The 25,979-nt window shown below is 44.4% G+C and carries 22 protein-coding genes; 8 read left to right on the top strand and 14 right to left on the bottom strand.

All coding sequences use genetic code 11. The features are described 5' to 3' along the window. Positions 1-39 precede the first annotated feature (39 nt). From NL643_RS21045 to NL643_RS21015, 7 genes are all read right to left on the bottom strand, one after another. Positions 40-1,404, bottom strand: coding sequence for a CmpA/NrtA family ABC transporter substrate-binding protein (locus tag NL643_RS21045; RefSeq protein WP_150918077.1), 1,365 nt, complete (start codon positions 1,402-1,404; stop codon positions 40-42). Positions 1,405-1,669: 265 nt separating this feature from the next. Beyond that, positions 1,670-2,251 (bottom strand): ANTAR domain-containing response regulator, encoded by a 582-nt coding sequence (locus tag NL643_RS21040; protein WP_253645114.1) that lies wholly within the window; start codon positions 2,249-2,251, stop codon positions 1,670-1,672. Between the two features lie 73 nt (positions 2,252-2,324). Further along, a complete protein-coding gene (locus tag NL643_RS21035; RefSeq protein WP_253645113.1) occupies positions 2,325-3,242 on the bottom strand; it encodes a dienelactone hydrolase family protein in 918 nt (305 codons plus the stop codon). Positions 3,243-3,412: 170 nt separating this feature from the next. Continuing rightward, entirely contained in the window at positions 3,413-4,366 is a 954-nt protein-coding gene (locus tag NL643_RS21030; RefSeq protein ID WP_253645112.1) for a glycosyl transferase family protein, read from the bottom strand. Continuing rightward, the gene (cobA, locus tag NL643_RS21025; protein ID WP_085343667.1) at positions 4,363-5,268 is read right to left on the bottom strand and encodes a uroporphyrinogen-III C-methyltransferase; all 906 of its coding nucleotides are present in this window, start codon (positions 5,266-5,268) and stop codon (positions 4,363-4,365) included. Before cobA ends, NL643_RS21030 begins: the two co-directional genes overlap by 4 nt. A 20-nt stretch (positions 5,269-5,288) precedes the next feature. Continuing rightward, on the bottom strand, positions 5,289-7,934 hold the full coding sequence (locus NL643_RS21020; protein ID WP_253645111.1) for a nitrate reductase: 2,646 nt from the start codon (positions 7,932-7,934) through the stop codon (positions 5,289-5,291). Between the two features lie 292 nt (positions 7,935-8,226). Further along, a complete protein-coding gene (locus tag NL643_RS21015; RefSeq protein ID WP_253645110.1) occupies positions 8,227-8,661 on the bottom strand; it encodes a GNAT family N-acetyltransferase in 435 nt (144 codons plus the stop codon). Between the two features lie 381 nt (positions 8,662-9,042). On the opposite strand from NL643_RS21015, the gene NL643_RS21010 reads away from it, so the two are divergent. From NL643_RS21010 to NL643_RS20990, 5 genes are all read left to right on the top strand, one after another. Then, positions 9,043-10,299: an aromatic amino acid transport family protein gene (locus NL643_RS21010; RefSeq protein WP_047009261.1), complete on the top strand. Its 1,257-nt coding sequence runs from the start codon at positions 9,043-9,045 to the stop codon at positions 10,297-10,299. A 616-nt stretch (positions 10,300-10,915) separates the two neighbouring features. Then, positions 10,916-12,829, top strand: coding sequence for a tetratricopeptide repeat-containing diguanylate cyclase (locus NL643_RS21005; RefSeq protein WP_253645109.1), 1,914 nt, complete (start codon positions 10,916-10,918; stop codon positions 12,827-12,829). A gap of 7 nt (positions 12,830-12,836) precedes the next feature. Continuing rightward, positions 12,837-13,178 carry a hypothetical protein gene (locus NL643_RS21000; RefSeq protein ID WP_012842508.1) on the top strand — a complete coding sequence of 114 codons (342 nt, stop codon included), beginning with the start codon at positions 12,837-12,839 and terminating at the stop codon, positions 13,176-13,178. A gap of 249 nt (positions 13,179-13,427) precedes the next feature. Beyond that, complete coding sequence (locus tag NL643_RS20995; RefSeq protein ID WP_253645108.1) at positions 13,428-15,206, top strand: S8 family peptidase; 1,779 nt, start codon at positions 13,428-13,430, stop codon at positions 15,204-15,206. 12 nt (positions 15,207-15,218) lie between these two features. Then, positions 15,219-15,674, top strand: a complete 456-nt coding sequence (locus tag NL643_RS20990; RefSeq protein ID WP_253645107.1) for a hypothetical protein — start codon at positions 15,219-15,221, stop codon at positions 15,672-15,674. Positions 15,675-15,821: 147 nt separating this feature from the next. On the opposite strand, the gene NL643_RS20985 is transcribed toward NL643_RS20990, so the two are convergent. From NL643_RS20985 to NL643_RS20975, 3 genes are all read right to left on the bottom strand, one after another. Further along, positions 15,822-16,751, bottom strand: coding sequence for an SRPBCC family protein (locus NL643_RS20985; RefSeq protein WP_253645106.1), 930 nt, complete (start codon positions 16,749-16,751; stop codon positions 15,822-15,824). Between the two features lie 88 nt (positions 16,752-16,839). Continuing rightward, complete coding sequence (locus NL643_RS20980; protein ID WP_253645105.1) at positions 16,840-18,081, bottom strand: HAMP domain-containing sensor histidine kinase; 1,242 nt, start codon at positions 18,079-18,081, stop codon at positions 16,840-16,842. Further along, a complete protein-coding gene (locus NL643_RS20975) occupies positions 18,053-18,721 on the bottom strand; it encodes a response regulator transcription factor (protein WP_253645104.1) in 669 nt (222 codons plus the stop codon). Before NL643_RS20975 ends, NL643_RS20980 begins: the two co-directional genes overlap by 29 nt. Positions 18,722-18,811: 90 nt before the next feature. Between NL643_RS20975 and NL643_RS20970 the strand changes: the two genes are divergently transcribed. After that, a complete protein-coding gene (locus NL643_RS20970) occupies positions 18,812-20,011 on the top strand; it encodes a DUF5666 domain-containing protein (protein WP_253645103.1) in 1,200 nt (399 codons plus the stop codon). A 158-nt stretch (positions 20,012-20,169) separates the two neighbouring features. Here the strand turns inward: NL643_RS20970 and NL643_RS20965 are convergent, their stop codons facing one another. Further along, positions 20,170-21,219 carry a Preprotein translocase subunit SecY gene (locus NL643_RS20965; RefSeq protein ID WP_253645102.1) on the bottom strand — a complete coding sequence of 350 codons (1,050 nt, stop codon included), beginning with the start codon at positions 21,217-21,219 and terminating at the stop codon, positions 20,170-20,172. A gap of 438 nt (positions 21,220-21,657) precedes the next feature. On the opposite strand from NL643_RS20965, the gene NL643_RS20960 reads away from it, so the two are divergent. Then, a complete protein-coding gene (locus tag NL643_RS20960) occupies positions 21,658-22,119 on the top strand; it encodes a hypothetical protein (RefSeq protein WP_065646681.1) in 462 nt (153 codons plus the stop codon). A 93-nt stretch (positions 22,120-22,212) separates the two neighbouring features. Further along, positions 22,213-22,686 carry a copper chaperone PCu(A)C gene (locus tag NL643_RS20955; RefSeq protein ID WP_046875325.1) on the top strand — a complete coding sequence of 158 codons (474 nt, stop codon included), beginning with the start codon at positions 22,213-22,215 and terminating at the stop codon, positions 22,684-22,686. A 340-nt stretch (positions 22,687-23,026) separates the two neighbouring features. On the opposite strand, the gene yegD is transcribed toward NL643_RS20955, so the two are convergent. The 3 genes from yegD to NL643_RS20940 all read right to left on the bottom strand — a co-directional run bounded on the left by yegD (position 23,027) and on the right by NL643_RS20940 (position 25,760). Then, positions 23,027-24,379, bottom strand: a complete 1,353-nt coding sequence (yegD, locus tag NL643_RS20950) for a molecular chaperone (protein WP_006742470.1) — start codon at positions 24,377-24,379, stop codon at positions 23,027-23,029. 112 nt (positions 24,380-24,491) lie between these two features. Next, entirely contained in the window at positions 24,492-25,115 is a 624-nt protein-coding gene (locus tag NL643_RS20945) for a hypothetical protein (protein ID WP_253645101.1), read from the bottom strand. 324 nt (positions 25,116-25,439) lie between these two features. Next, positions 25,440-25,760, bottom strand: a complete 321-nt coding sequence (locus tag NL643_RS20940) for a DOPA 4,5-dioxygenase family protein (RefSeq protein WP_005375836.1) — start codon at positions 25,758-25,760, stop codon at positions 25,440-25,442. Between the last annotated feature and the right edge of the window lie 219 nt (positions 25,761-25,979).

The raw sequence follows: 25,979 nt of genomic DNA, 5'->3' as shown, positions 1-25,979 counted from the left end.
ACAAGCGAATTCCCTCGCCTGTGGCGTTTATCGTTATGGTTAAACCTTGTCTTTTCCTTTAAGCCCGATAGAGAACTTCTCCAGATATTTATTTGGCTCACGACCGTCATAAACGATGTTGTCGATAAAGTGTGTTTGTGGCGCACGGAAACCATCTTCAGCACTAAAATCTGGGAAGTCTTTTTTGCTCAACACACCATCTTCAATTAGTGCTTGAGCCGCTTGTTGGTAGATATCTGGACGGTAAACCTCTTTTGCGACATCCATGTACCAATCATCGGATTTCTCGCTTGAGATCTGCCCCCATCGACGCATTTGGGTCAGGTACCAAATCGCATCGCTGTAATACGGATACGTGGCGTTATGACGGAAGAACACGTTGAAATCTGGCACGTCTCGTTTGTCGCCTTTCTCGTATTCAAACGTGCCGGTCATTGAGTTGGCGATAACTTCGGCATCGGCTCCAACGTATTCGCTTTTTGATAGCATCTTCACTGCTTCTTGGCGGTTGGCATTGTCATTTTCATCCAACCAATGTGCCGCTCGAATCAAGGCTTTCACTACGCGAATGTGTGTGTTTGGATACTTCTCAGCCCAAGCTTTGGAAACACCAAACACTTTCTCTGGGTTGTTCTTCCAGATCTCGTAATCGGTCACGACTGGTGTGCCAATGCCTTTGAATACGGCTTGTTGGTTCCATGGTTCGCCTACGCAGTACCCTTTGATCGTGCCCGCTTCCATTGTTGCTGGCATTTGTGGTGGCGGTGTAACACTCAAAAGAACGTCAGCGTCCAACTGGCCACTGTTATCGCCTGAATCTGGTGCGTAAAAGCCTGGATGAATCCCGCCTGCCGCTAACCAGTAACGCAACTCGTAGTTGTGCGTCGATACAGGGAACACCATGCCCATGTTGAACGGGTTGCCTTTATCCAGATAGCTGTCGACAACTGGTTTTAAGGCATCTGCTTTGATTGGGTGAACAGGCTTGCCATCTGGTTGTTTTGGAATGTACTGCTTCATCTGCTCCCAAGTATCATTGGAAACCGTGATTGCGTTACCGTTCAAATCCATACTGAACGCGGTAATCACTTCTGCTTTTGTGCCGACACCAATCGTCGCGCCCAATGGTTGACCAGCAAGCATGTGAGCGCCAGCAAGCTCACCATCGATGACTCGGTCTAAGAGCACCTTCCAGTTTGCTTGCGCTTCTAAAGTGACGTACAAGCCTTCGTCTTCAAAAAAGCCTTTCTCATAAGCAACCGCCAGCGGTGCCATATCGGTTAACTTAATAAAACCAAACTTCAGGTCTTCAATTTCTGGCTCACCCAACTCTGCCTTTACGCTGACCGTGGTGAATACCGATAACGAAATTGCTGACACTTTCAGCATCGAACTCCATTTCATTGGTTTGCTCCCATAAAAAAAGCGCCACTACTCCGAAGAGCAGTAGCGCCGTTGCTAAGTCTACAATTACCGCCGTTGATAATTGAGATAAGCGATTCAACAATAAACCCGTTTTAACTAATCCAAGTACTGTGCCAACTTATTTTCTACTTTAAATACAGCACATTAGAGTCTACCCTCGTAACCAAGCAACTGTTTTTGCTTGCTGTTAGTGCAACACGCACCACGGTAGAATTTCTGCCATAACTCCAAAGTAGTAGAGAAATTAATCCATTAACTGCAATGTCATAATCAGATTCTTGGCGACTTGTGAGAGCGTTTGACTCGATTGCATGGCAGAGTTTCTTAACGCTTTATAAGCCTGCTCTTCATCAACGCTGTGCATCTTCATCAGCAGACCTTTGGCTTTTTCCACCAGCTTGCGCTCTTCGATCTTATGGGTCAGCAATTCAATTTCCGATTGCATACTTTCGAATTTCGCTCTCACTAATGTCGCATGTTCAATCCAAGGTTGAAGTGCAAACTCGCTATCGTTCGGCATGAGAACATAGTCCATTTTTTCTGATAACCGATTGATGTCATTCGATGATAACTGCTTTAAGACGATAAGAAGTGGTGCCGATTTTCTGCGGCAGAAATCCACAATTAAACGCAGTTCCGCCGTCGGCTGCTGCCATCCAACCACAACGCGTGCCGATGGTTCTCGCTGCATCAAAGTTTCTAGTTGTGCCAATTGGCAGCCAACGATGTTGTCGTAATCTTTGCTCAACAAGCCGGACAGTCGAGCCTGCTCTTGGAGGCTATCACAGCACACTATGATGGGTGTTTTTGACGTTGATCGAGTCATGCACATTCCTTGTTTATATCTCACTCACTAAGAGAGACATAACAAGGACTGTGCCAATTAAAGTTGAAGCGTTTTAACTAGAGGCGAGATGTTCATTGAAGAAGCCTAGTGTGCGTTCCCACGCGAGCGCCGCTTCTTCTGGTGCGTAGCGTGCCGTTGAGTCGTTGTGGAAGCCATGATTGACGTTTTCATACATTAACGCCTGATATTGCGCATCGTTCGCGATCAATTGCTGCTCATAGGCAGGCCATGTGTCGTTAACACGCTTATCGAGCCCTGCGAAGTGAATCATCAACGGCCCTTTGACCTGCTTTTGAATCTCTTGCGCCGCTGGTGTTCCGTAGAAAGGCACACCTGCATCCAGCTCTTCTGGCATTACCGCTGCAAGCATATTGACGATGTATCCACCGAAGCAGAACCCAACTGCGCCCAATTTACCGTTCCCACCCTCGTATTGTTTGAGGAAGTTAGCGGCTGCAATAAAGTCTTGTTCGATCTTGGCTCTGTCCATCTCTTTCTGCATGGCGCGACCTTCATCGTCGTTCCCCGGATAGCCACCGAGTGGATAAAGCGCGTCAGGAGCAAAAGCAATAAAGCCATCTTTCGCGAGTCGCCTGGCGACATCTTTGATGTATGGGTTTAGACCTCGATTTTCATGAATCACCAACACAGTCGGCGACTTTAAGGTCTTCTTCTGTGGCACAACAAAATAGCCGTTACCTTCCCCATGTCCATTGGGCGAGGCAAAGGTTTCATAGGTTGCTTTGATCTCAGGATCATTAAAGGAAACTTGCTCTGCGAGTGCATAATTTGGAGTCAGAGCATCAACTAGGGCCGTCATACTAAAACCTAAAACGGCGAGGCCACCAAGACGGTTGAGAAACTCTCGGCGAGAGATTTTGCCATGTGCGTATTCGTCATACCAATCGAAAGCTTCTTGTGGAATGGGATGTGACGCCTTGTTGTTAGAATTTGAGTGCTTTAGAACCATTATCCTTGTCCTCATTTCTTATCGAAAAGTAAACTCGTCAGGCCTCACTGATGTTTGCCCCAACCAGGTGTGAGACACTTCAAGTGATAAATACATCACTGACAAGCTTACACAAACAATAGATAAAGGATTCCGATCCAACAACGTTTCACGGTTAGCTCGTCACAGGATTAACTGCCACAACAATAGTTTTCCCAATAAGTAAACGCACGTTCAAAGGCCTGTTCCCTATCGTGCACTTGAGCAAAGAGCACAACGGTCATCGTTGCCAACACCGTATTCGCCATTTGGTTCATGTCATCTTCTGACGTCCCAAACGGACAGTTCGTAGGCATTGGCACCTCAGACAGCATTTGCTCCGTACAGTAGTGCGATGTCACGCCGCTTGTTTGGCTTAACCATACCGTTTGGCTTACTTTCGGGTTGTATTCTGATTCGCCCGATTGCCCTTTGAATGACACAACGGCGTGAGCGGTTTGACCGATTTCATATTCGACTTCTGCATGAAGTTGTTGGAAACCAGGATGGAAGCTACCGCGAATACCAACCGTTGCTTGCCCCGGGTTCAATGCTCGAACCACGGTATTAATCGGCGTTCTAAGCCCATAACGATTCTTCCAACCGATCATGGTTTCTGCTTGAGGAGCAAATGCACTGAGCGGTAGATACACGATGTTTTGTGTTTCTAACACACGCTTTGCTTCTTCTGCTGATTCCGCTTTGTTGATAGCAAATTTGCCGAGGTAATCTTCGGCATGCAAACGACCAGATTGACGATCGTGATAGCCGTGCATCAGCACTTTATGACCATTATCGGCAAGGATCTTCGCTGCCAACAGGTGCCAAGGCTGACCTGCCGCCTCACGTTTGCCTGCGTAACATGGCCAGTCGATGTCTGCACCAATAGCAGGCATGCGGGATTGGAATGCTTTCACAAAGCCAGCGATTTCTTGTTGAGTCTCGTTTTGTACGCGGATCAGCATCAGCAGCATTGCCATTTGATCATCATCGCACTCTCCGTTTAGGTATTCATCCATAACTCGAAACGCTTGATCAAAGTTCAGTGGTTTTCTACCACGTTCGCCACGACCGACTGTTCTGATACACTCCAAAATGCTGCTCATATTCCCTCGTATTCCGTCACTGACTGTACGGTTTCTATTAGTTGTTCGCGCAGTTTGACAACTTCTCCCATCACAATCAATGCTGGGCTCACGCCTTTAAGTGTAATCGATAACTCATTGAGCTGATTGAGTTGGGTAACATGAACTTGTTGCTGAGGGCTGCAACCATGAGTGATGACCGCAACAGGGAAATCTTGGTTCAAACCAGCGCCGACTAAACCGATTTGTATGTCTGCCGATTTTTCTAATCCCATATAGAAGACTAACGTTTGTCCGCTTTGCATCAATTGGCTCCACGCTTCAAATGCGCCTGTTACCACTTGCCCTGTAACAAAGGTAACGCTGCGAGCAACGCCGCGATGAGTCAGCGGAATCAAGCTGTTTGCGGAACACCCAATCGCAGCAGTAATACCCGGTATGACTTCGTAAGCGATAGAGTGTTTGACGAGCGCTAATGCTTCTTCGCCTCCACGACCAAATACAAAAGGATCTCCCCCTTTTAAGCGCACAACTCGCTTTCCTTGCTGAGCGAGCGACACCAACAAATCACAGATTTCTTCCTGACCAATACTAGGTTGTCCGCATCGTTTGCCCACGTAAATCCAATCGGCTTGTGGCGAGGCCAACTCCAAAATATCTTTGTTTACCAGACGGTCGTACAACAGCACCTCTGCCGACATAATCGCTTTCACTGCCTTCACGGTTAACAAGTCTGGGTCGTGCGGTCCTGCTCCGACAATAGAGACAAAACCTTTGTGGTTCGCATCTAGATCTTCGGAGTGATTTTCTAAAAGTTGGTTCAGTTTGCTTGCTTGGTCATGCTTAGAAAAGCGAGACGAGCGTTCTTGACTCTGGTCCGCTTGTCCTTTCTTAAACCAAGACTTTTGATAAGGCGCTTCCATGTGCTTATCCTCTTTATGACTTACTTTATTTGAATCGCCAGACTTTGCTGGTTCGCTTGCAGTTTGCCCTTTTGATGCAGATGGCTGTCGAGCATTTGTTTGATTTGAGAAACGCACGAACCACAGTTGGTACCGCATTTGAGTTTGTTTTGAAGTTGGGTCAGTGAAGTGCAGTCTTGTTTCTCCATCGCGTCATGTATCTGTTTATCAGTAACACGGAAACAACTACAGACCAGTTTGGCACTGCTTTGCGATTGAGTGATGGTAAGCAGTTGCGATAGCTCCATCGGCTTACCAATCAAGCCGGTAAAGTTGGTGTAGTCGGTTTGAATCGGTTCACTAGACACCACCAAAACAGAACGAATGATACGAACGTCTCCAACAAGGTCGTAATCCACCGCTAGCCAACCTAGGGCAATATCTATCGTAATCCTGCGACTCTTTTCCGTTCGACAAAAACTCTGCTTTTTTGGTCGTTTATCGTGTGCAAAGCGCCAGATGCCCAAATTACTTTCTGCTTGAAATGCGCTGTAGAGAAACTTGCCAGAATCAAACTGTGTACCGATAAACATACCGTAGGTTTTTACCGCCGCGTCTTGCACTTCAACATAAGACGACTTAAACGCAGGCTGCCCAGAAATAGGGTCTTTTACGCTGTTTACTATCGCGTTAACACTGCTTTCACCTCCATATCGACCAGCCCAGTGCATTGACATAAACAGCTCCTGAAACCCCAAACCTTCATCAATGGCAACTTTGGCATAAATACCAGTGTTTGAAGTAGGCTGGAACAGCTTGATGAGCTGTCCGGCTTTTAAGCGATTTTGAGTGGCGGAGAGTGTGTTCATGTACACGGTTGGCTCTAACTCAGAGGCGGCAAGGTGTGCGATATGCCCTGTACGCGTCATGGTATGCCATTGGTCGCGTTGTCTACCCGTATTGAGCCACCAGCCTTTTGCTCTCTCTAAGCGTTGAGGCAATTCACTGGTCACGACAAAACGCGCTTTACCATCTGGGTGCGAATAGATTCCATCAGAAAAAGGGCGCTCTCCTCCCCATTGTGTCGGCACCCACTCTTCGTATTCTTGCTCGGTTAAGTTCGCGTGTTGAGACAGGTCGAGCTTCAATGGCGAATCTGCATTCATACCTGTCATCGCCGCATATTCCCTGAATACCGCATGTTCTGAGGTAAATGCAAAACCATTCTGGGCCTTCTCTAGTTCACACAAAGCTTGCCCGACTTGGCTTATCGCCCACCAATCTGGTTTTGCTTCACCAGGTGGTACTTGAAACTGACGTTGACGAGACATTCTACGTTCAGAGTTAGTCACCATCCCTTGCTTTTCACCCCAACCAACTGCTGGCAGTAGAACATCTGCATATTTAGCAACGTCCGACTCCGCGGTAATATCAGACACAATCACAAAAGGACAAGCCTCTAACGCGCGCTTAACCATCTGATTATCAGGCAAAGAAACCACGGGATTCGTTGCCATGATCCACAGAACTTTAATCTCACCACGTTCTACCGCCTCAAACAGCTCGACAGCTTTTAATCCAGGCTTAGTGGCAATTTCGGGTGAATCCCAAAACGCTTGGACTTGCTTGATAGACTCTGAGTCAAAAGCGCGATGAACCGCTAGTTGGTTTGCCAAACCACCGACTTCTCGCCCACCCATCGCATTCGGCTGACCTGTAATAGAAAACGGCCCACAACCTGACTTGGCAATTTTACCTGACGCCAAATGTGCATTAATAATGGCATTGCCTTTATCGACACCATTTTCGGCTTGGTTAACCCCTTGGCAAAACAACGTGATTGCGGTTGGGCTTTGTGCAAACCATTGGAAGAATGTCGTGAGTTTTTCTTCTGAAATCCCAATGGAAGAGGTTAGATTAGTGACATCGTAACGCAAATCAGAAACTTCTTCTGCAAGCGCAGAAAAACTTTCGGTATAGGAATTTATGTATTCAGAATCAATACATTGCTGCTCGATAAGAAACTTGATCAGCCCATTAAAAAGTGACACATCACCATCGTTTTTAATCGGTAAATGCAAATCCGCTTGTTGTGCTGTGACCGTTTCACGAGGGTCAATGACCACCAGCTTGAGATTAGGGTTGTTCTCTCTCGCTTGTTGAATACGTCGAAATAAAACAGGATGCGTCCAAGCAGTATTCGCACCGCAGATGATCAATAGCTCAGTCTTATCAATGTCGTCGTAATTAACAGGAACCACATCTTCGCCAAATGCTCGTACATGAGCCGCAACCGCCGAAGACATACACAAACGGGAATTGGTATCGATGTTCGCGCTACCCACATAACCTTTCATGAGTTTATTCGCGACGTAGTAATCTTCAGTAAGCAACTGCCCTGAAACATACATCGCGACAGAATCTGGTCCAAACTCCGCTTTCGCTTGATGGATCTCTTGTGCAATTAAGTCTGTGACCGACTGCCATGACACTTCTTTTTCCCTTAGCTTGGGGTAGAGCAACCTTGAAGGCATTTTTAAGCTTTCTGCTAATGCGACACCCTTTACACACAGTGAACCGGAATTGGCCGGATGAAGCGCATCTCCAATAATCTTGTTATTGCTGATTTCAATTCCGCAGCCGACTCCGCAATACGGACAAGTTGTCTTTCTACACCCTTGTGACATAACGCCTCCTGCGCGACTAATCCTAAATTACAGGCAAAAAAAAGCCTCTCCCGAATCGAGAGAGGCAGCAATGCCTTTAACGCTGTTAGTACATTTTCAAAAGTAATACCCTATCCCGCTCTCGCCTGCTATAGAGAGCGGCGCATCGAGTTAACGATGAACATTTATCTCAAAGCAAACGAGGTGCCAAGATTGAAAGTCTTTAATTTACAAAACGTTAGAATGCAAACAACTATTGCAAAGTAATACCGCGCACTGATTGAGTGCAAGTTTCGTTCATTATCGTGCAGGGTTACTTTACTAATTCCATGACCAATCTAGACTCTTCGTCACCGAAATAATGCGCTTCTTCTTTTAATACTTTGAAGCCAAGGGACAGGTACAAAGACAATGCAGGCTGATTATTCGGATCGACCGTCAACTTCACACTTGAGCCCAACTTCAACAGCGCGATGGCACTTTCAATCAGAGAACGCGCAATACCCTTACCACGATGTTGAGTATCGACAGCCAGTGACATGACCCAATATTGCTGCGCATTTGTGCTTGTCGTCAGCAAAATATACCCTGCGACTTGCTCCCCCTCTTTCGCCACTAGTAAGCTTTCCCCCCAACAATCAAAAGCTTGTCGAAAGAAAAATTGAGGATAGGCATGTTCTCCAAACAAAGTATTTTCAAGCGTATACACAGCCAATAAGTCGTCTTTATGTGCAGACAGAATGTCCATTCAATGATTCCTCCTTTAACATTTGTGGCGGCAGTATATACCTAAAGCTCATCTAAATGCAGGACTCATAGACCTGCCACTTGCTAGCCCTACAATATGCACCATGGCTCATTAAGTAAGAGCAAGCTTCTTTAGCATATACATCCATGATTAAGTTTTAACCACGAAATCAAAAACCACCCATTAGTAAAAATTTGAAATATAACACCAATTTATCACTCAGATATCAGATTAAAATTCTAGTTTTTAAAAAAATTCATAGTTTGATAAGTTACAACCACCCCTTATCTTCAGCATGATTCACCACACTTCCGATGTGATAACAAACACCAAAACCTATACCATTCTCCGCATTATTATTTTTATAAAAGCGAGTTTTAAGTGAAAGAATCTCGAAATGCGTTAAATTCCAGTGAATTAAACACAACAACATCTTGGTCAAAACACGATACACATTGGGTCCTTAGTCTGTTTGGAACAGCCGTTGGTGCAGGCATTCTATTTCTGCCGATCAACCTTGGTATTGGCGGGTTTTGGCCGTTAGTCGCAATGGCTGTGCTTGCTTTCCCAATGACTTATCTTGCCCACCGTGGTTTAGCTCGCTTTGTACTGTCTTCCAAGATCAAAAATGCAGACTTTACTGATGTAGTGGAAGAGCACTTTGGCGCAAAAGCGGGTCGCTCTATTTCACTGCTGTATTTTCTTTCGATCTTCCCGATCCTGTTAATTTACGGTGTCGGTATTACCAATACCGTAGACAGTTTTATGGTTAACCAAGCTGATATGGCTTCTTTGCCTCGCCCTCTGCTTTCAGGTGCACTAGTGTTTGCATTAATTGCCATTATGATGGCGGGCGAAAAAGTCATGCTACGGGCTTTTGCCATTATGGTTTACCCATTAGTGGCTATTCTTGCCTTTCTTTCATTTTACTTGATACCAAACTGGACCATGCCAATCATGGACGCCCCTGAAGCGTCTGCTTTTGCTAGCACTATGTGGTTAGCGGTTCCTGTGGTTATTTTCTCGTTTAGTCACGCAGCTGCGATTTCAAGCTTTGCAAATGTGCAACGTCGCCATTATGGCGATCAAGCGGATGCGAAATCCGAAGTAATTCTTCGACGCACTAGCATCATGTTAATTGCGTTTGTGCTTATTTTTGTCTTTTCGTGTGTATTAGCGCTGTCACCAGAGCAATTGGCTCAAGCTAAAGAACAAAACGTGTCGGTGCTGTCTTATTTAGCCAATGCAACAGACAACCCATTTATCGCAACGCTTGGTCCTTTGGTGGCTTTTGTTGCTATCACTTCCTCTTTTCTTGGGCACTTTTTAGGTGCACGCGAAAGCTTAAATGGTTTAATTACCAAACACTCTAAACTGTCTGAAAAGCGGGTTGATCGTATCAGCGTTGCAGTACTTTTCTTTTCAATCTGGGCAGCAGCGATCATGAACCCAAGCATTCTTGGTATGATGGAAGCGTTGTCAGGGCCTGTTATCGCGATGATCTTATTTATTATGCCAATGTTAGCGGTATACAAAATCGATGCATTGAAACAATATCGTGGAAATGGCTCAACTTACTTTGTTTTAACTGCGGGCATTGTAGCGGTAAGTGCATTGATTTTTAGCTTCTTCAGCTAAAAAGTAGTTATTAGGTTGGATTTTCAGGGGAATACCTTATACGAGATTAAGGTGATTCCCTGAATTTTCTTACTCTTAAGCGGGTAACCATCGTTACCATTGACTCTTAAATAAGAGCAAAAACGCCCGCAATCATAAGTACTGAAGCGATACAAGTGCGGCCAATAATACCGAAGTGTGAAGGTTGAATCATTTCATTATGCATAGTTAATCTCCTGTTTATTATAAAAGCCATTTTTTATTGGCTTAATAACACTATGTCTAATATCGAGTTTTTTAACAACCCATACAAACATTAAATATTTATGACAGAAAGATAATTTTTTAGCGAACCAGCCATCTTTCGAGATGCGAATCGCACCGACTAAATGATGAAACTTACACCACTAACAATGTTCGACACACTAGATTCGTCGTACTGTTTATCTTGTCGTTAAATCAATCTTTCCACTTTTGAACAGATTTATCATTATAAATCATAATATTAGCCTCACCTTTCGCGAAACTTTCTTCACAAGCCGTTTGTAACTCGGAATCCATCCGCACTTAGCCAATAAGAAGTGATAGACTTACCTAGTATTAGGGTTAAACGAGATCACATTTTATTAATAAGCTCATGCACTTTCCGATTAAAACGCTAACTTGCGCGCTGTTCTCAGTACTTGGATTCTTCTTCCATCCAACCCATGTACTTGCCAACACAGAAAAACAGAGCTACCTGGAAGAACACATTTCTCCTCAAAGCAGCTCCATGCTCAATCTCTATTTTCGTTCAATGGGTAAGCCGCGCTCAATTGAAGAAGATGAATTAGTTGCGCCACAGAATGCGTCAGCGGAATCTCTTGCGCTTTATTACTTTGCGCGCCTATACCTAAAGCGCTACGAAGGCGTTCCGCTGCCCAAAGATATGCCTGATTTAATTGAGTTTGGGACAGAGCATAATTTACCGTGGGTAGTCGCTGAAGCACAGCTTAATAAAGCGGTAACCATGATTGAACTAGACGACAATTGGAATGCAGAACTTGTACTCCATGACATCATCGCTGAAGCCCGCGATCTCGGCTATTTAGCGCTAGAAGGAAGAGCATATCGCTGGCTAGGGAACTTAGAGGTTTCACGGAATCAACTACGTAGCGGACTCAAGTATTACCGAACCGCCTATGAGTTGTTAGAGAGAACCGTATTTGAAATGCAAGTTGCCATGACGCTGAATAACATCGGTACCGTCTATATCGATGCATCCGATTGGGCTCGCGCCAGTAGCTACCTTACGCAAGCACTCGATACCTATTTAAACAGCGAATATCAATATGACAACAGCCTTTTCATTGGGGTTATCTACGCAAACTTAAGTATTGTTCACTTAAGCAGTGGAGATAGCGAAAAGGCAGAACACTATTTTAATGAAGCAATCCGACTCTCAATGCAAACGGGGTCAGACGTCATCAAACACTATTCATTATCCAGCTTCTCACAAATGTTAAGTTCGATAGGGAAAATTGATGAAGCGTTGATGGTTGCACAGCGTTGCGTAGCTCTCCCTATCACGGGAAACGTAGAGGCGAAGAAAATGCCTTGTTATGAAGCATATGCAGAAGCATACCTCGCAGATGAACAATACGATAAAGCTATTTCGACAGCTATCAACGTACTTGAGCAAACTAAATCAACCGATGAGCTAGAAATACGACAGCGCATTGATATGCTGTCGGTCCTAGTAAACGCGAATCAAACCCTTAATAATTTTGAAGCGGCTTTTCGTTACTTGACTCAGTTAAGAGAGCTAGAAGCTGAATTTTCTCATCATATTCACGGCGAAGAGATGATTAATATTAAGTTTGACCTCGAAGCTAAGTTAGCTCAGAAAGAACTCAAGCTACTAGAAACGAAAAATGCGTTGCAAGCTTCAGAGCTGCGTTCACAACGCTATAGAGAAATGTTCTACTTTATCGCTATCGCAGCGATTGGTGTCGTTGGCTTTCGTTACGTACTGCGCGTTAGGAGTATTAATAAAGCACTCACTCAAGAAAATACTACCGATCCATTAACTCAACTGCACAACCGTCGCTACCTTCCCATTTGGCTGGATAAAATGGCTCGTAGAAGCCCAGATAGAACGTTTGCCTTAGCCGTATTAGATATCGATCATTTTAAAACGTTTAACGATGAATATGGGCATGATATTGGCGACAAGATGTTAATGCATATTGCCAGGCTATTTAATGAATCGACTCGCTCTGGTGACCTACTCATCCGTTGGGGTGGAGAGGAGTTTGTCTTATTATTTGAAGTAAACAGAACTGAAGATTGCGCTAAATTCTTGGATCGATTGAGATATATCGTGGAAAACACGCCACTAGTGGTTGACTCTAAGTCACTAAACGCGACAATTTCTCTCGGAGCTGTCGACAGACTGTCCGTAAAAACTATTCAACAAGAATGGGATCAATGGTTTTTCTTCGCAGATCAAGCTTTGTATGACGCAAAGCAAGCAGGAAGAAATCGCTTCGTTATTCACCCGACGTCATAAGAGCAAAATGAAAAAAATCCTAACCATCGCTATTTTTGCGCCTGCACTTCTCACTGCGTGTAGTAACCATCAAGCCTCTCAACTGGGAATGCGCAGCAGCAGTGTTAACGTATATGCCCAGCAAATGAGTAACACTCAGTTGTGCGAGACCCTCTACTACAACCGTGCAACCAACCAAACCAAAGTTGCGATTGGCGCTGAGTTTAACCGACGTGGTTTAAACAAGAAGTGGTGTGATAGTGAGTTCAATAAGCTATACATCAAAAAGTGGATTGATAACGTGTTACCCAAAGAAAAGGCCAAACCGAAGAAACCAATGGCGACAATTCAACCCGCTTCAACTAAATAATCCTTCCTCTCAAAGCAGACAGTACGACCGTATTTTCTGCTTTTCACTTTTCATGCGTGCGCTATTCGACATTAAAAAACCCTATAATTTCAGTGAATTAACACTGACTCATGTTGTTCGTCTAACTTTTGATGTAAACAAGTTGTAAATGGTTTTCGTCCTTATTCTTTGTCGTTAGCTTTGTTTATTCCTGTTAGAGGAATATGAAACAGGAGCTAAAAAATTCCAAACAAAGACATGAGGTCAAAAATGGAAATACGCATTAACCGCCTATTTGCTGCTATGTTGGCAGTAGGCATTGCACCTGCCGTCTCGGCGTTTGATCCACTCTATTCTGAACAATGGCACTTAGACAACACAGGGCAAACTGCTTTTGCAGCTAACCCAGCTGTTGCTGGGAACGACCTAAACACCAAGCTCACTCAAGCAATGGGTATTGCGGGTATTGGTGTAAAAGTCGCGGTCATTGATTCTGGAGTGCAGATCGATCACCCAGATCTTGCAGGTAATATAGTTACAGGTAGCAGAAACTTCGTCGAAGACTCTTCTTTCCCATTAAGTTATCCGGTTGATACCAATGGTCACGGCACTGCTGTAGCCGGTTTGATCAGCGCAGTCGGCAACAATGGTGAAGGTGGACGCGGTGTTGCTTCTCACTCTTCTCTTATTGGTTTTAACTGGTTAGCCAACCAGACATTAGAAGGCTGGCTAATCTCTCACGGCATGGACCCAGCCACACGCGATGTTCGTGTATTTAACCAAAGCTATGGTTTCAGCCCGATCAACCCAATAACTTTTGATGAAAGCGATCCTCAACTTAAACTTGAAATGGACGTGATAAAAAATGTCAGCGAGAGTAACTCATGGGGACGCGGTGCTGTATTTGTTAAGTCAGCCGGCAATGGTTATCGCTATTTCAATGCGGGAAGATTCTTCGTATTACCAAGTAACTTCTTTGCTGGTGGAGACAACCAAGGCTTGCCGATGCACAACTCCGCTCAGTCTTATGACAACGCCAACTATTTTAATTTAATCACCAGTGCACTACGTGCGGATGGCACGCGAGCGAGTTACTCATCGGTGGGGTCTAACGTGTGGGTTGCCGCACCAGCAGGTGAATATGGGCAAGACTTCCCTGCCATGGTCACCACCGATTTGATGGGTTGTGAAGAAGGGCAAAATACCAGCGACGGACTTGGTATCAATGGCTTACACGGCGGAACGGAGCTAGACCCGAACTGTAACTATACCAGTACAATGAACGGAACCTCGTCTGCTGCGCCAAACACGTCCGGTGCCATCGCGGCAATCATGTCCACGAATCATGCACTTTCTGCTCGTGATGTACGTGCTTTGCTAGCAGAGACAGCAAAAGTAACGGATAAAACGCATCCAGGCGTACAACTTGAATTTACTAACCACAAAAGTGAACAGGTTAGCTACGAGGCCATTTCTCCTTGGCAGAAAAACGCTGCAGGCGTAGATTTCCATACTTTTTATGGCTTCGGAGCTGTCGATTTGGATGAAGCAATGCAACGTGCTCGCATGACGAATCGTGTTTTACCGCCTCAAGTTATTACGCCTTGGGTTAACAATACTAAAGAAGTAAGTGTACCCGATGCGAGTTTGGCTGGCGGTTCATCAAGTATCGCTATTGCCGATGATCTGAAGGTAGAATCCGTTCAAGTGAAATTGACATTAGACCACTCTCGCCTGCCCGACTTAGCTATCGAGCTCGTTTCGCCATCAGGGACTCGTTCCGTTTTGCAAACACCACGTAATGGTCTTGTTGGTCAATCTCTTGACCCAACGATTACTGGCTACAAAGACCAACTAATGTTGTCTAACCAATTCTATGGCGAAGATGCAAAAGGCGAATGGACATTACGAGCAATCGATACGAATGGCGACGAAGTCTTTTCTTACATTGCATATTTTAACTCTTCAACCATCTATGACGTTCCGATGGCAAACAACGCTCAGCCAGGTGTTATTAAGAACTGGTCGATGCGCATCTTTGGACACTAAGGAGTCAATTACATGAAATACATATCATTTTCTATGCTGGCTCTTTCTATGATGACGGCTAGCGCATACGCTGAGCAACAACTCTCTCAACAACCCGCACCTGAACTGTTTGTGCCTTCAGAAGCAGTTGAGATTAATGGCCAAGGTTATCGCAAGGTGCAAACAGGTACAGCTAGGAGCCTATCCAAAGAAGTAAAACTTCAAGCCGGTGATGAAGTGTTTAAGAATGCGTTTAGCAATGTATCCAAGGCCACTGGACTGGTTTACATCACGGTAAACAACCCTAACGAAGCGAAAGCGGTCGCCAAAGAGCTAAAGCTGGAAGTTGTCTTCGCAGAGGGAGAGTCTGCGGTGTTAAAAGCATCTCAAGATCAAGACCTACTGAGCATTAGCGACTATCTAAACGCAGACAGCCGGGTAAAAGCGTCTAAAATTGAACTAAACAGCGGTAAGTACCGTGCACAATAATTCTCTAGCAAGAGAAGTTGGCTGATAAAACCATGCCTCGGCAATTGCTGAGGCATTTTTATAGGTGGGTATAGAAACCCTCTTTTTCTTTTGTAGATTACTACGGAACTAGCATGATATTTAGAGGAGCGTGTCCGGCTGCGCCTGTCATTTCTTAAATAAAATAACTTCGGTTCTTAGTTTATCCTGCGTGGTTTCTTGCGGATTATCTAAGTAGCGCTCAATCCCTAATGGACTGGTTTTGGCTTTCATACCACTCTGACGAACCAAGTTCATCGCTAAAGCCCATGCATTTCCCAAAAACTGATATTCCCCGCGGTGCTCGACGACAAATGTTTCACTCTCAGGTATGGTACCGGAAACCGCTCCCTCTGGCGCAGTTACCGCGTTATCAAGTGGTAAGCAAGTGATAAACTCAAACGTGCATTTCTGCATATCCATCGACTCATAATAACAAAATAACTCGCCGTTCACAGATAAGCCCTTATCATCAACTATCTGCTTTAACTTGTGAACTTGTTCTTCTATTACCGGACCTAATTCTGGAATGCTGGCCTCGCCTTTTATTCCGATGTAATGAACCTGAGGCTGGGTTCGATTACCAATTTCAACCAAGTCTGAGAGCACTTGTCCGGTTTCAAGTTTGCTTTTGAGCATGCGTAGCCCACGTTGATAATCCATCTCTATCATCGACTTAAACATACTTTTCAAAAAGAACAGATACCAAGGAACGCGTGATTGCATTTGCCATTCGACTAAACAACCACCTTGTGACGGCGTCACTATTAAAGTCACCTTTCCGTGACTCTTGATTGGGCGAAAGAAATGAAGCTCCATATCTAACCGATGTTCTTGAGTGCTTTCCAATACAATGGCACCAGTTCCAATACGCTGACCATTCCATTGGTAACCGGCTCCAACGTGACCTTGATTATCGCTGAATGTCAGCTCGCAGCTTGGTTCAAGAATGATCCAAGGTGACCAATCAGGCCAGTTATTAAAATCCTTGAGATAGCCAATAATCTCGCTTTGATTCTTATTAATTTCAATACTTCTGCTGACCTGATAAGAAAGCATAACGGTTCCTCAAGTTTCCGCGTCACTAACTTCAGTCTAATTCAAATTCCAGTTTTTTCTTGTTTGACTGTGGGTTAGACGCACAAAGCTAGGAACAGAATTCCACTTTCGCACTAAATCGAACACCATCATCGTCCAGTATTAACGCCCATCCCATCCGTTCACATATGCGTTGTACGATAACAAGCCCACAACCGTAGCCGGCGTTGTACGTCTCGTTACCATCGTGACGATTCAGGATCTTAAGAGCATGACCATCCAACTCAATCTCAATATCTCCCACACTATAGCTAAAGGCGTTTTTAATCAGATTGTTGATTACAATGGTCACAAAACTCTCCGGTGCATTCACGACACCACTATGTTGTTCGTGCAAAGAGTAGTTCGAATCTTGCTTGGCAAATAAAGGGGCCAGCTCTTCCAGTTGTTTTTGTAAACAAGTAAGAAGCTGATGCTCTCCGTAATGCTGAGGCTCTATTTTCTCTTTACCGAGCAAGAGAAACGCTTCTGTCAGTACGCGCATGTCTTCACAAGCTGACTGCATCCTCGCGATGGCTTTTTGCGCGACTCGAGGTTGTTCTGGAATACGCGTTAGAATGTCTGTTGAGCCTTTGATCACCATGATTGGCGTTCTCAACTCATGCGATGCAAAACGACTAAATTCTTGTTCTCGTTTGAAATAACCCGCGATATCGTTTTTATTATCCAGCAAAGTTTGCTCTATTTGGCGTGTCTCGCTGAACTTGGTTTCAACTTGGAATGCGGGTTGAGCCGGTGACATTTGGCTGATTTTGTCTTCTATTTGCGCTAGTGGTCGAGACAATATTCGCACCATATAAATGCCATACCCGACCATAACAAATGAAAATAAGCCACCGAGCAGTAGCGTAAACTGATGCAGCGAGCTTTCGTATTCGTCGAGGTAATCATCGGAGTCATCTTGAAACACAATGTACATAAGCCCCTTCCCTGAGGGGTGTTTCAATACGACAAAGTGTTTGTCTTCTTCACCAAGCAGATATTCGTAAAAACCGGGCGAAGTAAAAGAGAGCAACCAATCCGGTGTCGGTGCTTCACTCCAATATGAGTTGAACTCCAATACGTTTGGCAATGGCGCATCCCAGCCCTGTTTCTCGAAATTCTCACTATAAAGCGCAGCTTCAGTATCAAGCCAGTGATGTAAACTCAGCACTTCAAGTTTGTTTTCTGCCACATAAATCAGCGACCAAAAAAGAGTAAACATCACAAGCGTCATTACCCCAAAACCCCAACGGATCTTGCGATAAATACTTGGATATTCGTTATGCTTTAAGTCGGTAACCTTGTCCATGAATAGTCTCTAATCGTGATTCTTCAAAACCTTTGTCTAACGCGGTTCTTAAACCATAAATATGGCTACGAAGTGCATCACTTCCGGGTGGTTCGTCTCCCCATACACTATCGATCACTTCTGTGCGCGAAACCGATGCTGGAGCACGTTGGAGAAGTAACTTTAAAATCTTGGTTTGAATTCGACTCAGCTTAATTTCTTTGTCTTTTCTCGTCACTTTGCCTGTGCGCGCATCTAAACAAATGTCCGCAAACTTGAGCGTTCCAATATCTTGCCTTGGGCCGCGATTAGCCAAAGCATGAACACGTAAACTAAGCTCTTCCATCGCAAATGGCTTCATTAAATAATCATCGCCTCCCGCTTTAAATGCCGCGATTTTGTCATCTAACGTATCTTTTGCGGTTAGGAAGAGGATTGGCGTTCCACAGAGCTGATCTTGTCGAAGTTTCTGTACCGTACTAATGCCATCGAGCTTAGGCATCATGATATCCATGATGATTACATCGTAATGACTATCCTCGATTAACTTCAGTGCGGCTTCACCATGATACGCACAATCGATAATCATGCCTTCAAGCTCAAGATAGTCCGCAATCGTCTCCGATACGTTGTGGTTGTCATCTACAATTAAAATTTTCATAAAAATCACATTTCTTCACGATCTCTTCACGATATGCCCAATAAGATACAGGCAATTTCCTAAACTAGCTCGTAAATTGAGGTTAATACAATGAAAAAACTCGCTCTTATTTCTGTAGTAGGTTTGGCATTGTCTGGTTGTGGTGGTTCAGGTGGTGGCAGCAATAGCGATAGCACGCCAACTCAACCAGTAGTGAAACCAAGTGTAGCGATTGGCTCTGTTGAAGCGGTCAACGCTGAAGAAAACACGTTAACCGTCAATGGATATACATACCATGTGTCTGGGGTGGTTTATGGCGATACATCAATGCAATTAGCCGATGTAGAACCCAAAATGATGGTTCAAGTAGGAACAGATGTTCGTAAAGCGTCTGACGATGGCTTCTTAGTAACACTTGAGCCAACCATTACCGGACGTGTTACAGCAATTGATTATGTGAAGAAAACATTTACAGTAAACGGCGTAGATCTGCAGTTTGACGGTTTAAGTGATGATATAGAGATCAACGACTGGGTGATGGTGTCATCCTTGCCGACTGCTGATGCGGGTTATCGAGTGTTGTCTGTGGTCGAAATCGACGTAGATAACGATTACCCAACTCTTGGAAGCTACTACGAACTGGAAGGTCGCATTACTAGTATCGATGAAAATGCTGGCACGTTTAAGCTTGGTACAAATATAACCGTATCTTACGACAACATTAGCCAACTTAGCATCGGCCAATGGGTGGAAGTAGAAGGTGAAATGCAAAACGGCACCTTTATGGCAAATGAGGTAGAAGTTGAAGGCTACGACGTCATAAGCAATGACAGCGATGTGGAAGGCATCGTGACTTGGGTTGCAAATGATTACAGTGAGTTTTCATTAAACTACCGAGGTGCATTCTTCATCGATAACGCAACACGATTTGAAGATGGCAGCAAAGCGAACCTAAAACAAGGTCAAGAAGTGGAAGTAACGTCTGTCATGAAAAATGGCAAACGCATCGCTACCGTTATTGAGTTTGAGCAACCAGACTTTGACGATAACAACCAATGGCAAGGTAAAGAATTTGAATGTGAAGGATACGTATCAAACTACGATGCTGAAGCAAGAACATTTAACATCGAGCGTTGCGAAAACGACGCAGATCAATTGCTAAACAACACTACCGTTGTGATTGATGCACAAACACGCTTCCAAGGCATCGAAGAACTTAACCTAAATGGTGCTCGTGTCGAAGTCGATGGTGTAATCATCAACGACCAAAATATTGCCCGTGAAGTGGAGTTGGACGTTTACGACAACTGATACCTTCTACGCTAAAGAAAAAGTGTCACTTCGGTGGCACTTTTTTGTTTTTCTATTTTTAAATCCTCTCTCTTCTTTTGGCTCACTTTAGTAGCGAAACCTTACAGTAAAAAAAGAGCGCCGATTGACGCTCTTTCCGATCTCTAATTGATAACCAATTATGCGGCCTCTGTCTGACCTATCCAATGATAATGGTGGTTGGCTTTTTTACCCACTAAACCGAGCTCTGCCAATTCCTCAAACACCTTGTCTACCTCTTCCGCAGATAGCTTAAATTGTTTGGCAACGGCTTTTTTTGTGCACGTAATTTGATGCGTTTTAAGTGCATCGCTCACTTGCTCTAACAACGTTTTCGGTTCCTTTGGTTCTTCTGGCTCCGGCGTTACTGGTATTTCTTGCTCTTCTTCCTCTTTGATATGAGGAAGATATCCCGCTGGCTCTGGATCGATATCGCGAACCGTTTTCAGTATCATGCCCTCATTTCGGCGATAGAAATGTCTGAACCGTTGCTCTTCACCAATCAGGCCGACAAAAAATGCAGCAAAGAAATCCAACAGAATCGAAAGAAATACAACCAAGCCAAGCTGAGCTTGCTGAGAGGTGGTACCAAATGCGTTGGCTAGGCTATCAATCAAACCAATCACTGAGCCTTGCGTGACCGGTGGCAAACTATCACGTTCCATAGCCAAGCGTTGCTGCTCTTCGCGTAAGGTTTTGTTTTGCTCCTGAATGCGAGTTACACCGGTCGCGATACGCTCCATCTCGATGTATTTCTGCGCTGCCATATTGTTGAGCTCAATCTGTTTATCGATTGCCGCAATTTGGCGATTAAACGCTTCCACTTTCGCCTGCTCTACCGAAATATGACTTTGTGCGCTGTTTGTTGCACTGTTAATGCCACCAATACTACCGCCAATGGAGATCGCAGCTAAGACTAAATAAAACACGAGAGCGGTGGCCGCCCCTGTATAGTTGCGATGGGCTCGGCGCTCACCGTATTCATACCAAGCGTAGAACTTACCCGCTTCAAAAATAATCGCTAAACCACCAAATAAGGTTTGCATCATCGGGTTTTCGTCGATCGACAAAAACAGCAATAGAGAAAAAATAGTCGATGCTAAAATCGCAGCACCAGTGAATGCGTATACACTCACCATGGCAAATCGACCTTTAGGGTATCGATATCCAATCTGTTGTTCGTATTTCATTTGAGAAATTTCTTAAGATTAATCGCCCCTCCGACTAAGTAGGACGGACGTTCTGGCATGTACAAAGGAGCGCAGAATACCGTATCCTTTATTAAATTACTGTCATAATTCCGTTAATGGAAAACAAGTGAAGATTCGGTGTGCATTTTGAATCGATATCAGCCAAATCCAGCACGTAAAAACACCACCACGACACTCACTAACCGAAGCTTCAGTGACATATAAGAGAGATTAATTCGCTATCTTCAAAAGCGACTAGGCAAGACTGACAAGTTGAATTGGAGGTTATGAATGCCAGCCGAATCAAGACATTAAAGCGTTAAAAATAGGCAATAAAACAAATAATGCACACTTGCATCACCTTTTAGTAAAGTGATAATTACATTGTTTGGTTAATTTGTTAGTATCCCGCGCCGAAGAAGATAAGCACTCAATTGTATGGAAAACACTCTAATACAGCATAAACACCATCGCTTGCACGCTATTGCGGTTATTATCGCGGTGTTGTTTCAGTTGTATTTAGCGTCCACAGCGACTCTTAACCCAACACAAGTTCACAGCACAACCTGGCTTAACAAAGTTCAAAGTGAAAAGGTCTTACTGTGTACCGCAGATGGTTTCAAATGGGTGGATATCAATACGCTGATTGAAGCTAACGCTCAACCTTCTTCTACGCTCATTCAAGATCTTAATTTACATGAAGGCTTTCAGTTTGAGTGTCCGCTTCTTCAAGCGGTTCAATTCTTTCTTTTGGTTGCGATTGGGCTATACCTGACTACCATCCATTGGCTGCGCCGAGTCAAGAACGCCCTGACGCCTTACCGATTTTCAAAATGCGATAGGCTCGTTTACAAACACATCGCGCCTAAGCACTCTCCGCCGAGTGTTTTTCCTGCCTAACAGGCATCTAATCATTAACAACTTTATTCAAAAATAACGATGACTCTGTTTGTTGTCCATTCAGAGAAGCTATTCATTCAAAAGGAAAAACACATGCTTAAATCATTAAAAACCGCCGCTATCGCGCTTATTGCTGTCATCGCTAGCCCACTGAGTTTAGCGCACGATTATGAAGCAGGAAAAATTCATATCGACCATCCATGGAGCCGCGAAGCGCCACCAAACGCACCTGTTATCGGTGGTTTTTTTCAATTAACCAACCACGGTGACAGTGAAGATGCATTGATCGCAGCAGAAAGCCCAATCGCAGGACATGTCGAAATTCACACGCATAAGAAAGAAGATGGTGTGATGAAAATGATTAAGATTGACGAAGTGCGCGTTCCAGCCAATGACTCAGTGTTGTTTAAGCCAGGCAGCTTCCATTTAATGATTTTCAATCCAACACAAGCGCTCAAAGAAGGTGACCGCTTCCCTATGACGTTAACATTCAAAAACGCGGGTAAAGTGGAAGTAGAAATGGCGGTTGAAAAACAAGGTCACATGGAAAAACACATGCACCATTAATGACGTAAACAAAAATGCCCGCTGATTTAGCGGGCATTTTTATTTCAGCTTAGTAGAAATCATTATTCCGATAGATCATAACCCGATTCTTCAGAAGAATAGCAGCGAGTAGCGCTTAGCGAGACGAAGTCATATACATAACAGCATGCTCGGACAATAAATTCTGAATCACGCTCGTCCCTCGCGGTTCAGAATGACGTTGAAATATCTAAGAACCCCCAAAAGGTTCCCTACTCACATGAAATTCAATCTCTCAGCGAAGTCTTCCAACCATCATTTGATAAGCCTAAGCGAAGCCATAAATTTGGTAACAATGCCCATGGCGCAATTAGTTTTCTTTCTACTTGAAACAGACCTCAGCCCAACGAGCTAGGCCAGCAGTTACCGAGCCAAAATAATTTCCACTGACAACCGGAATATTTGGCAGTACGGTTTGTACCGCATCGCGCAAGATTGGCGAGCGTGCCGAACCACCAGTCATAAAGATAGCGTCGGGTTTCACCCCAGCTTGCTCTACCGCTTCTGTCACCAACGCCGTCATTTTATTCTTCGGCGACTGAATCGCTTCGATCATTTCGTCTCGTTGCACATCGACTTCAATCAGTTCTGACAGTAAGTTGATGCCAGTTCGGTAAGATGCTTGCTCTGAAAGCGCCACTTTCGCTTCTTCGGCACGGCGAACAATGTTGTAGCCTAAAGACTCATGATACACCTCTAGCAAACGAGCAAGCTTTTCTGGCTCTTGAGCCTGCTTTTGAAGCAACTTCAACGCGGATAGATTCTCTCGAGAATAGAAATCACTCTGCGCTTCTACATTGTTGATTGCTATCGGGTTCCAGAATTGGGTGGTCGGCATCACAATACCTGACTCCATTTTGCTTTCCATGCCAAACGGGAACATGAGCTGCTTAAATGCTAACGCGATATCAAGATCATTCCCGCCGACGCGCTGGCCACTATGAGCTAACAAGCTCGCTGTCCTATCCGCTTTGCCACGCCAAGACGGACCCATTTGAATCAACGAGCAGTCCGTTGTACCACCGCCAATATCGACCACTAGAATGGTTTTGTCTTCGCTGAGTGTCGCTTCATACTCTAGGCCCGCCGCGACAGGCTCAAACTGAAACTCCACATTTTGGAAGCCAGCACGTTTCGCTGCCCGTAACAAAATACGTTCAGCCTGAATGTTAGCCGTTTCACCGCCACGCCCATGGAAGTTAATTGGCCGGCCGATAACAGCATCGGTAATACTTTGCTGCGCATCGTTTTCGGCTTGCGACTTAATATTGTCCATCATCGCGCAGACAAGATCTTCGAAGAAAGCCAATTGCACGTCACGCAAGCCAGAAGCGCCAAGAAAAGACTTCGGCGACTTTACGTAATAGATATCACGAGGATCTTCCAAATAGAGATTAAGCGCCGCCTGACCAAATGCAATGTCGTCAGATTCGAGATCAATACTTTCTTCTCGGTTTAAATTGATTGCCCGGCGTAAAACCTGCTCACCAACTTGATCTAATGGTTTAATATCTCGATGGCGAAATAAGTGCTCGGATACCGATTCACGAGTCGGTGCAGCAAGGGTGGAAGGAATAAATGGACTGCTCCCTTCTAGGTTAAGCATTACTGGCTCACCCGATTCCATTTTTGCCACTGAACAGTTTGCAGTGCCATAGTCAAAGCCGATAAACATAGTTCCTCCCACTAATAAGGGCCTGTAGACCGTTAAAAAGCTGGCAATGCTAACTTAATGGCATAGGAATTACTATCCTAAAATCGTGTGTAATTTAACGTGGCAAGTCTATCTAACGTTTATTGCTCTCTTTTTTCATAGATGGCAAAACAACCGCAACCAATAACGCTAATAATAAGAATACAGGAGTAAGCGTTAACCCGTGCCAGATCGAATAACCGTCATGGAACAACCAGAAAATACCAACAGTCAAGAGATACGCAAAGTAACTGCAAAATACTAAGCTAATTGCAACAAAGCGCGTTCGATTGATAATAAGAATCCGCACTAGATACTGACTGAGAATACCAGAACAGTGCATGGCAAGCTGCCAATTGATGATAAAGAAAGCAAGCGCAATAAACCCTGCAACCACTAGTGAATCGTGAGTATTTAAAATAAAGTAGCTACCAAATCGGCTTATGATGATCGGGTAATCCCCTTCATATACTGTTGACCAAGATATCGCATTTGCTGCTGCAATATAATTCGCAAAATAAGCGATGGCGTAAAAAGTCGTTTGAGAACTGAACGGCTGAAATACATCCGTACAATATCCTCGCCATTCTTCTTTGTTGGCGGTAGGTCCAACCCAGTTACGTTTTTGATGAGCGACGCGCTCGGCGAATGCAGGTCCGTTGCGAAACAACAACCAAAATATATACAGTGAAAGTATGACCAAGAGTATCGAAAACATACCCTTCCCCCTCAGAAATTATCGGCTCCACTGCCAATGGCGTTGGGGTCGTAAACTGCACTTCCCTGCTATACCTATTTCATTTATCTGAACTTATTATTTTATTGCTGCCAAAACTTATTTAACGACATGCTAAACAGAAACATGGTCTCACTGATGCTTAAGCTCAAAAACCTACTTGTAGGTTTAGCACACAAAAACAGGGCCTGCAGAATGGAGAAAAGGAAATCGCGACTTATTAACGAACATGAAAACGCTAACTTGCTACGGTGACCGCGATGAGGGGAGAAGCATTCAAAGCGGTCATACATGCGGGAGGAACAGCTATTTCTCTAGCTTCTCTTCAAATACACCAATCTCTCTACCCAGCCAAATCGCGCGTTCCGTATGATCGAGCAACTCTTCTTCACTCACAGGATGGATAAGCACAGAAAAATCACCTCGAATTGTATCGAGCCAAGCCAAAAACTCTTCACTCAATGACTCTAGATGAATTTCAAACATCGGCATTTTATGTGGGCCAACCAATCTTCCAACCAAAGGAAACACACGCAGCACATCTTGACGCTCTTGACGGATGATCTCGTTCAAGGCTTGCGCTTTATCTTGTTCTCTTAAAGGAAAATAAACATGAGCGTGATACATAATTTCTCCATAATCACTTCGACTTGAGCGCCATCTACTGCTGATAAGCTCAAGGACCGCCGAGGGTATACATTTGTAATGCCGTCACCCTACCTTGATTCCACTCTGTTGGGAAGAAGTTATGTATTCTCATAAGGCCGGAGTTTCGGGCACAACAAAAAATCTCAATACAACACATAACAACTACTTGAGTTGATTCATTAATAATGACTCACTTTG

This window comes from Vibrio sp. Y42_MX_L11 (genome assembly GCF_024181785.1).
Classification (GTDB): domain Bacteria; phylum Pseudomonadota; class Gammaproteobacteria; order Enterobacterales; family Vibrionaceae; genus Vibrio; species Vibrio diabolicus.
The sequence above is the reverse complement of the archived record's forward strand: the minus strand, read 5'-3'. Positions and strand labels throughout refer to the sequence as shown.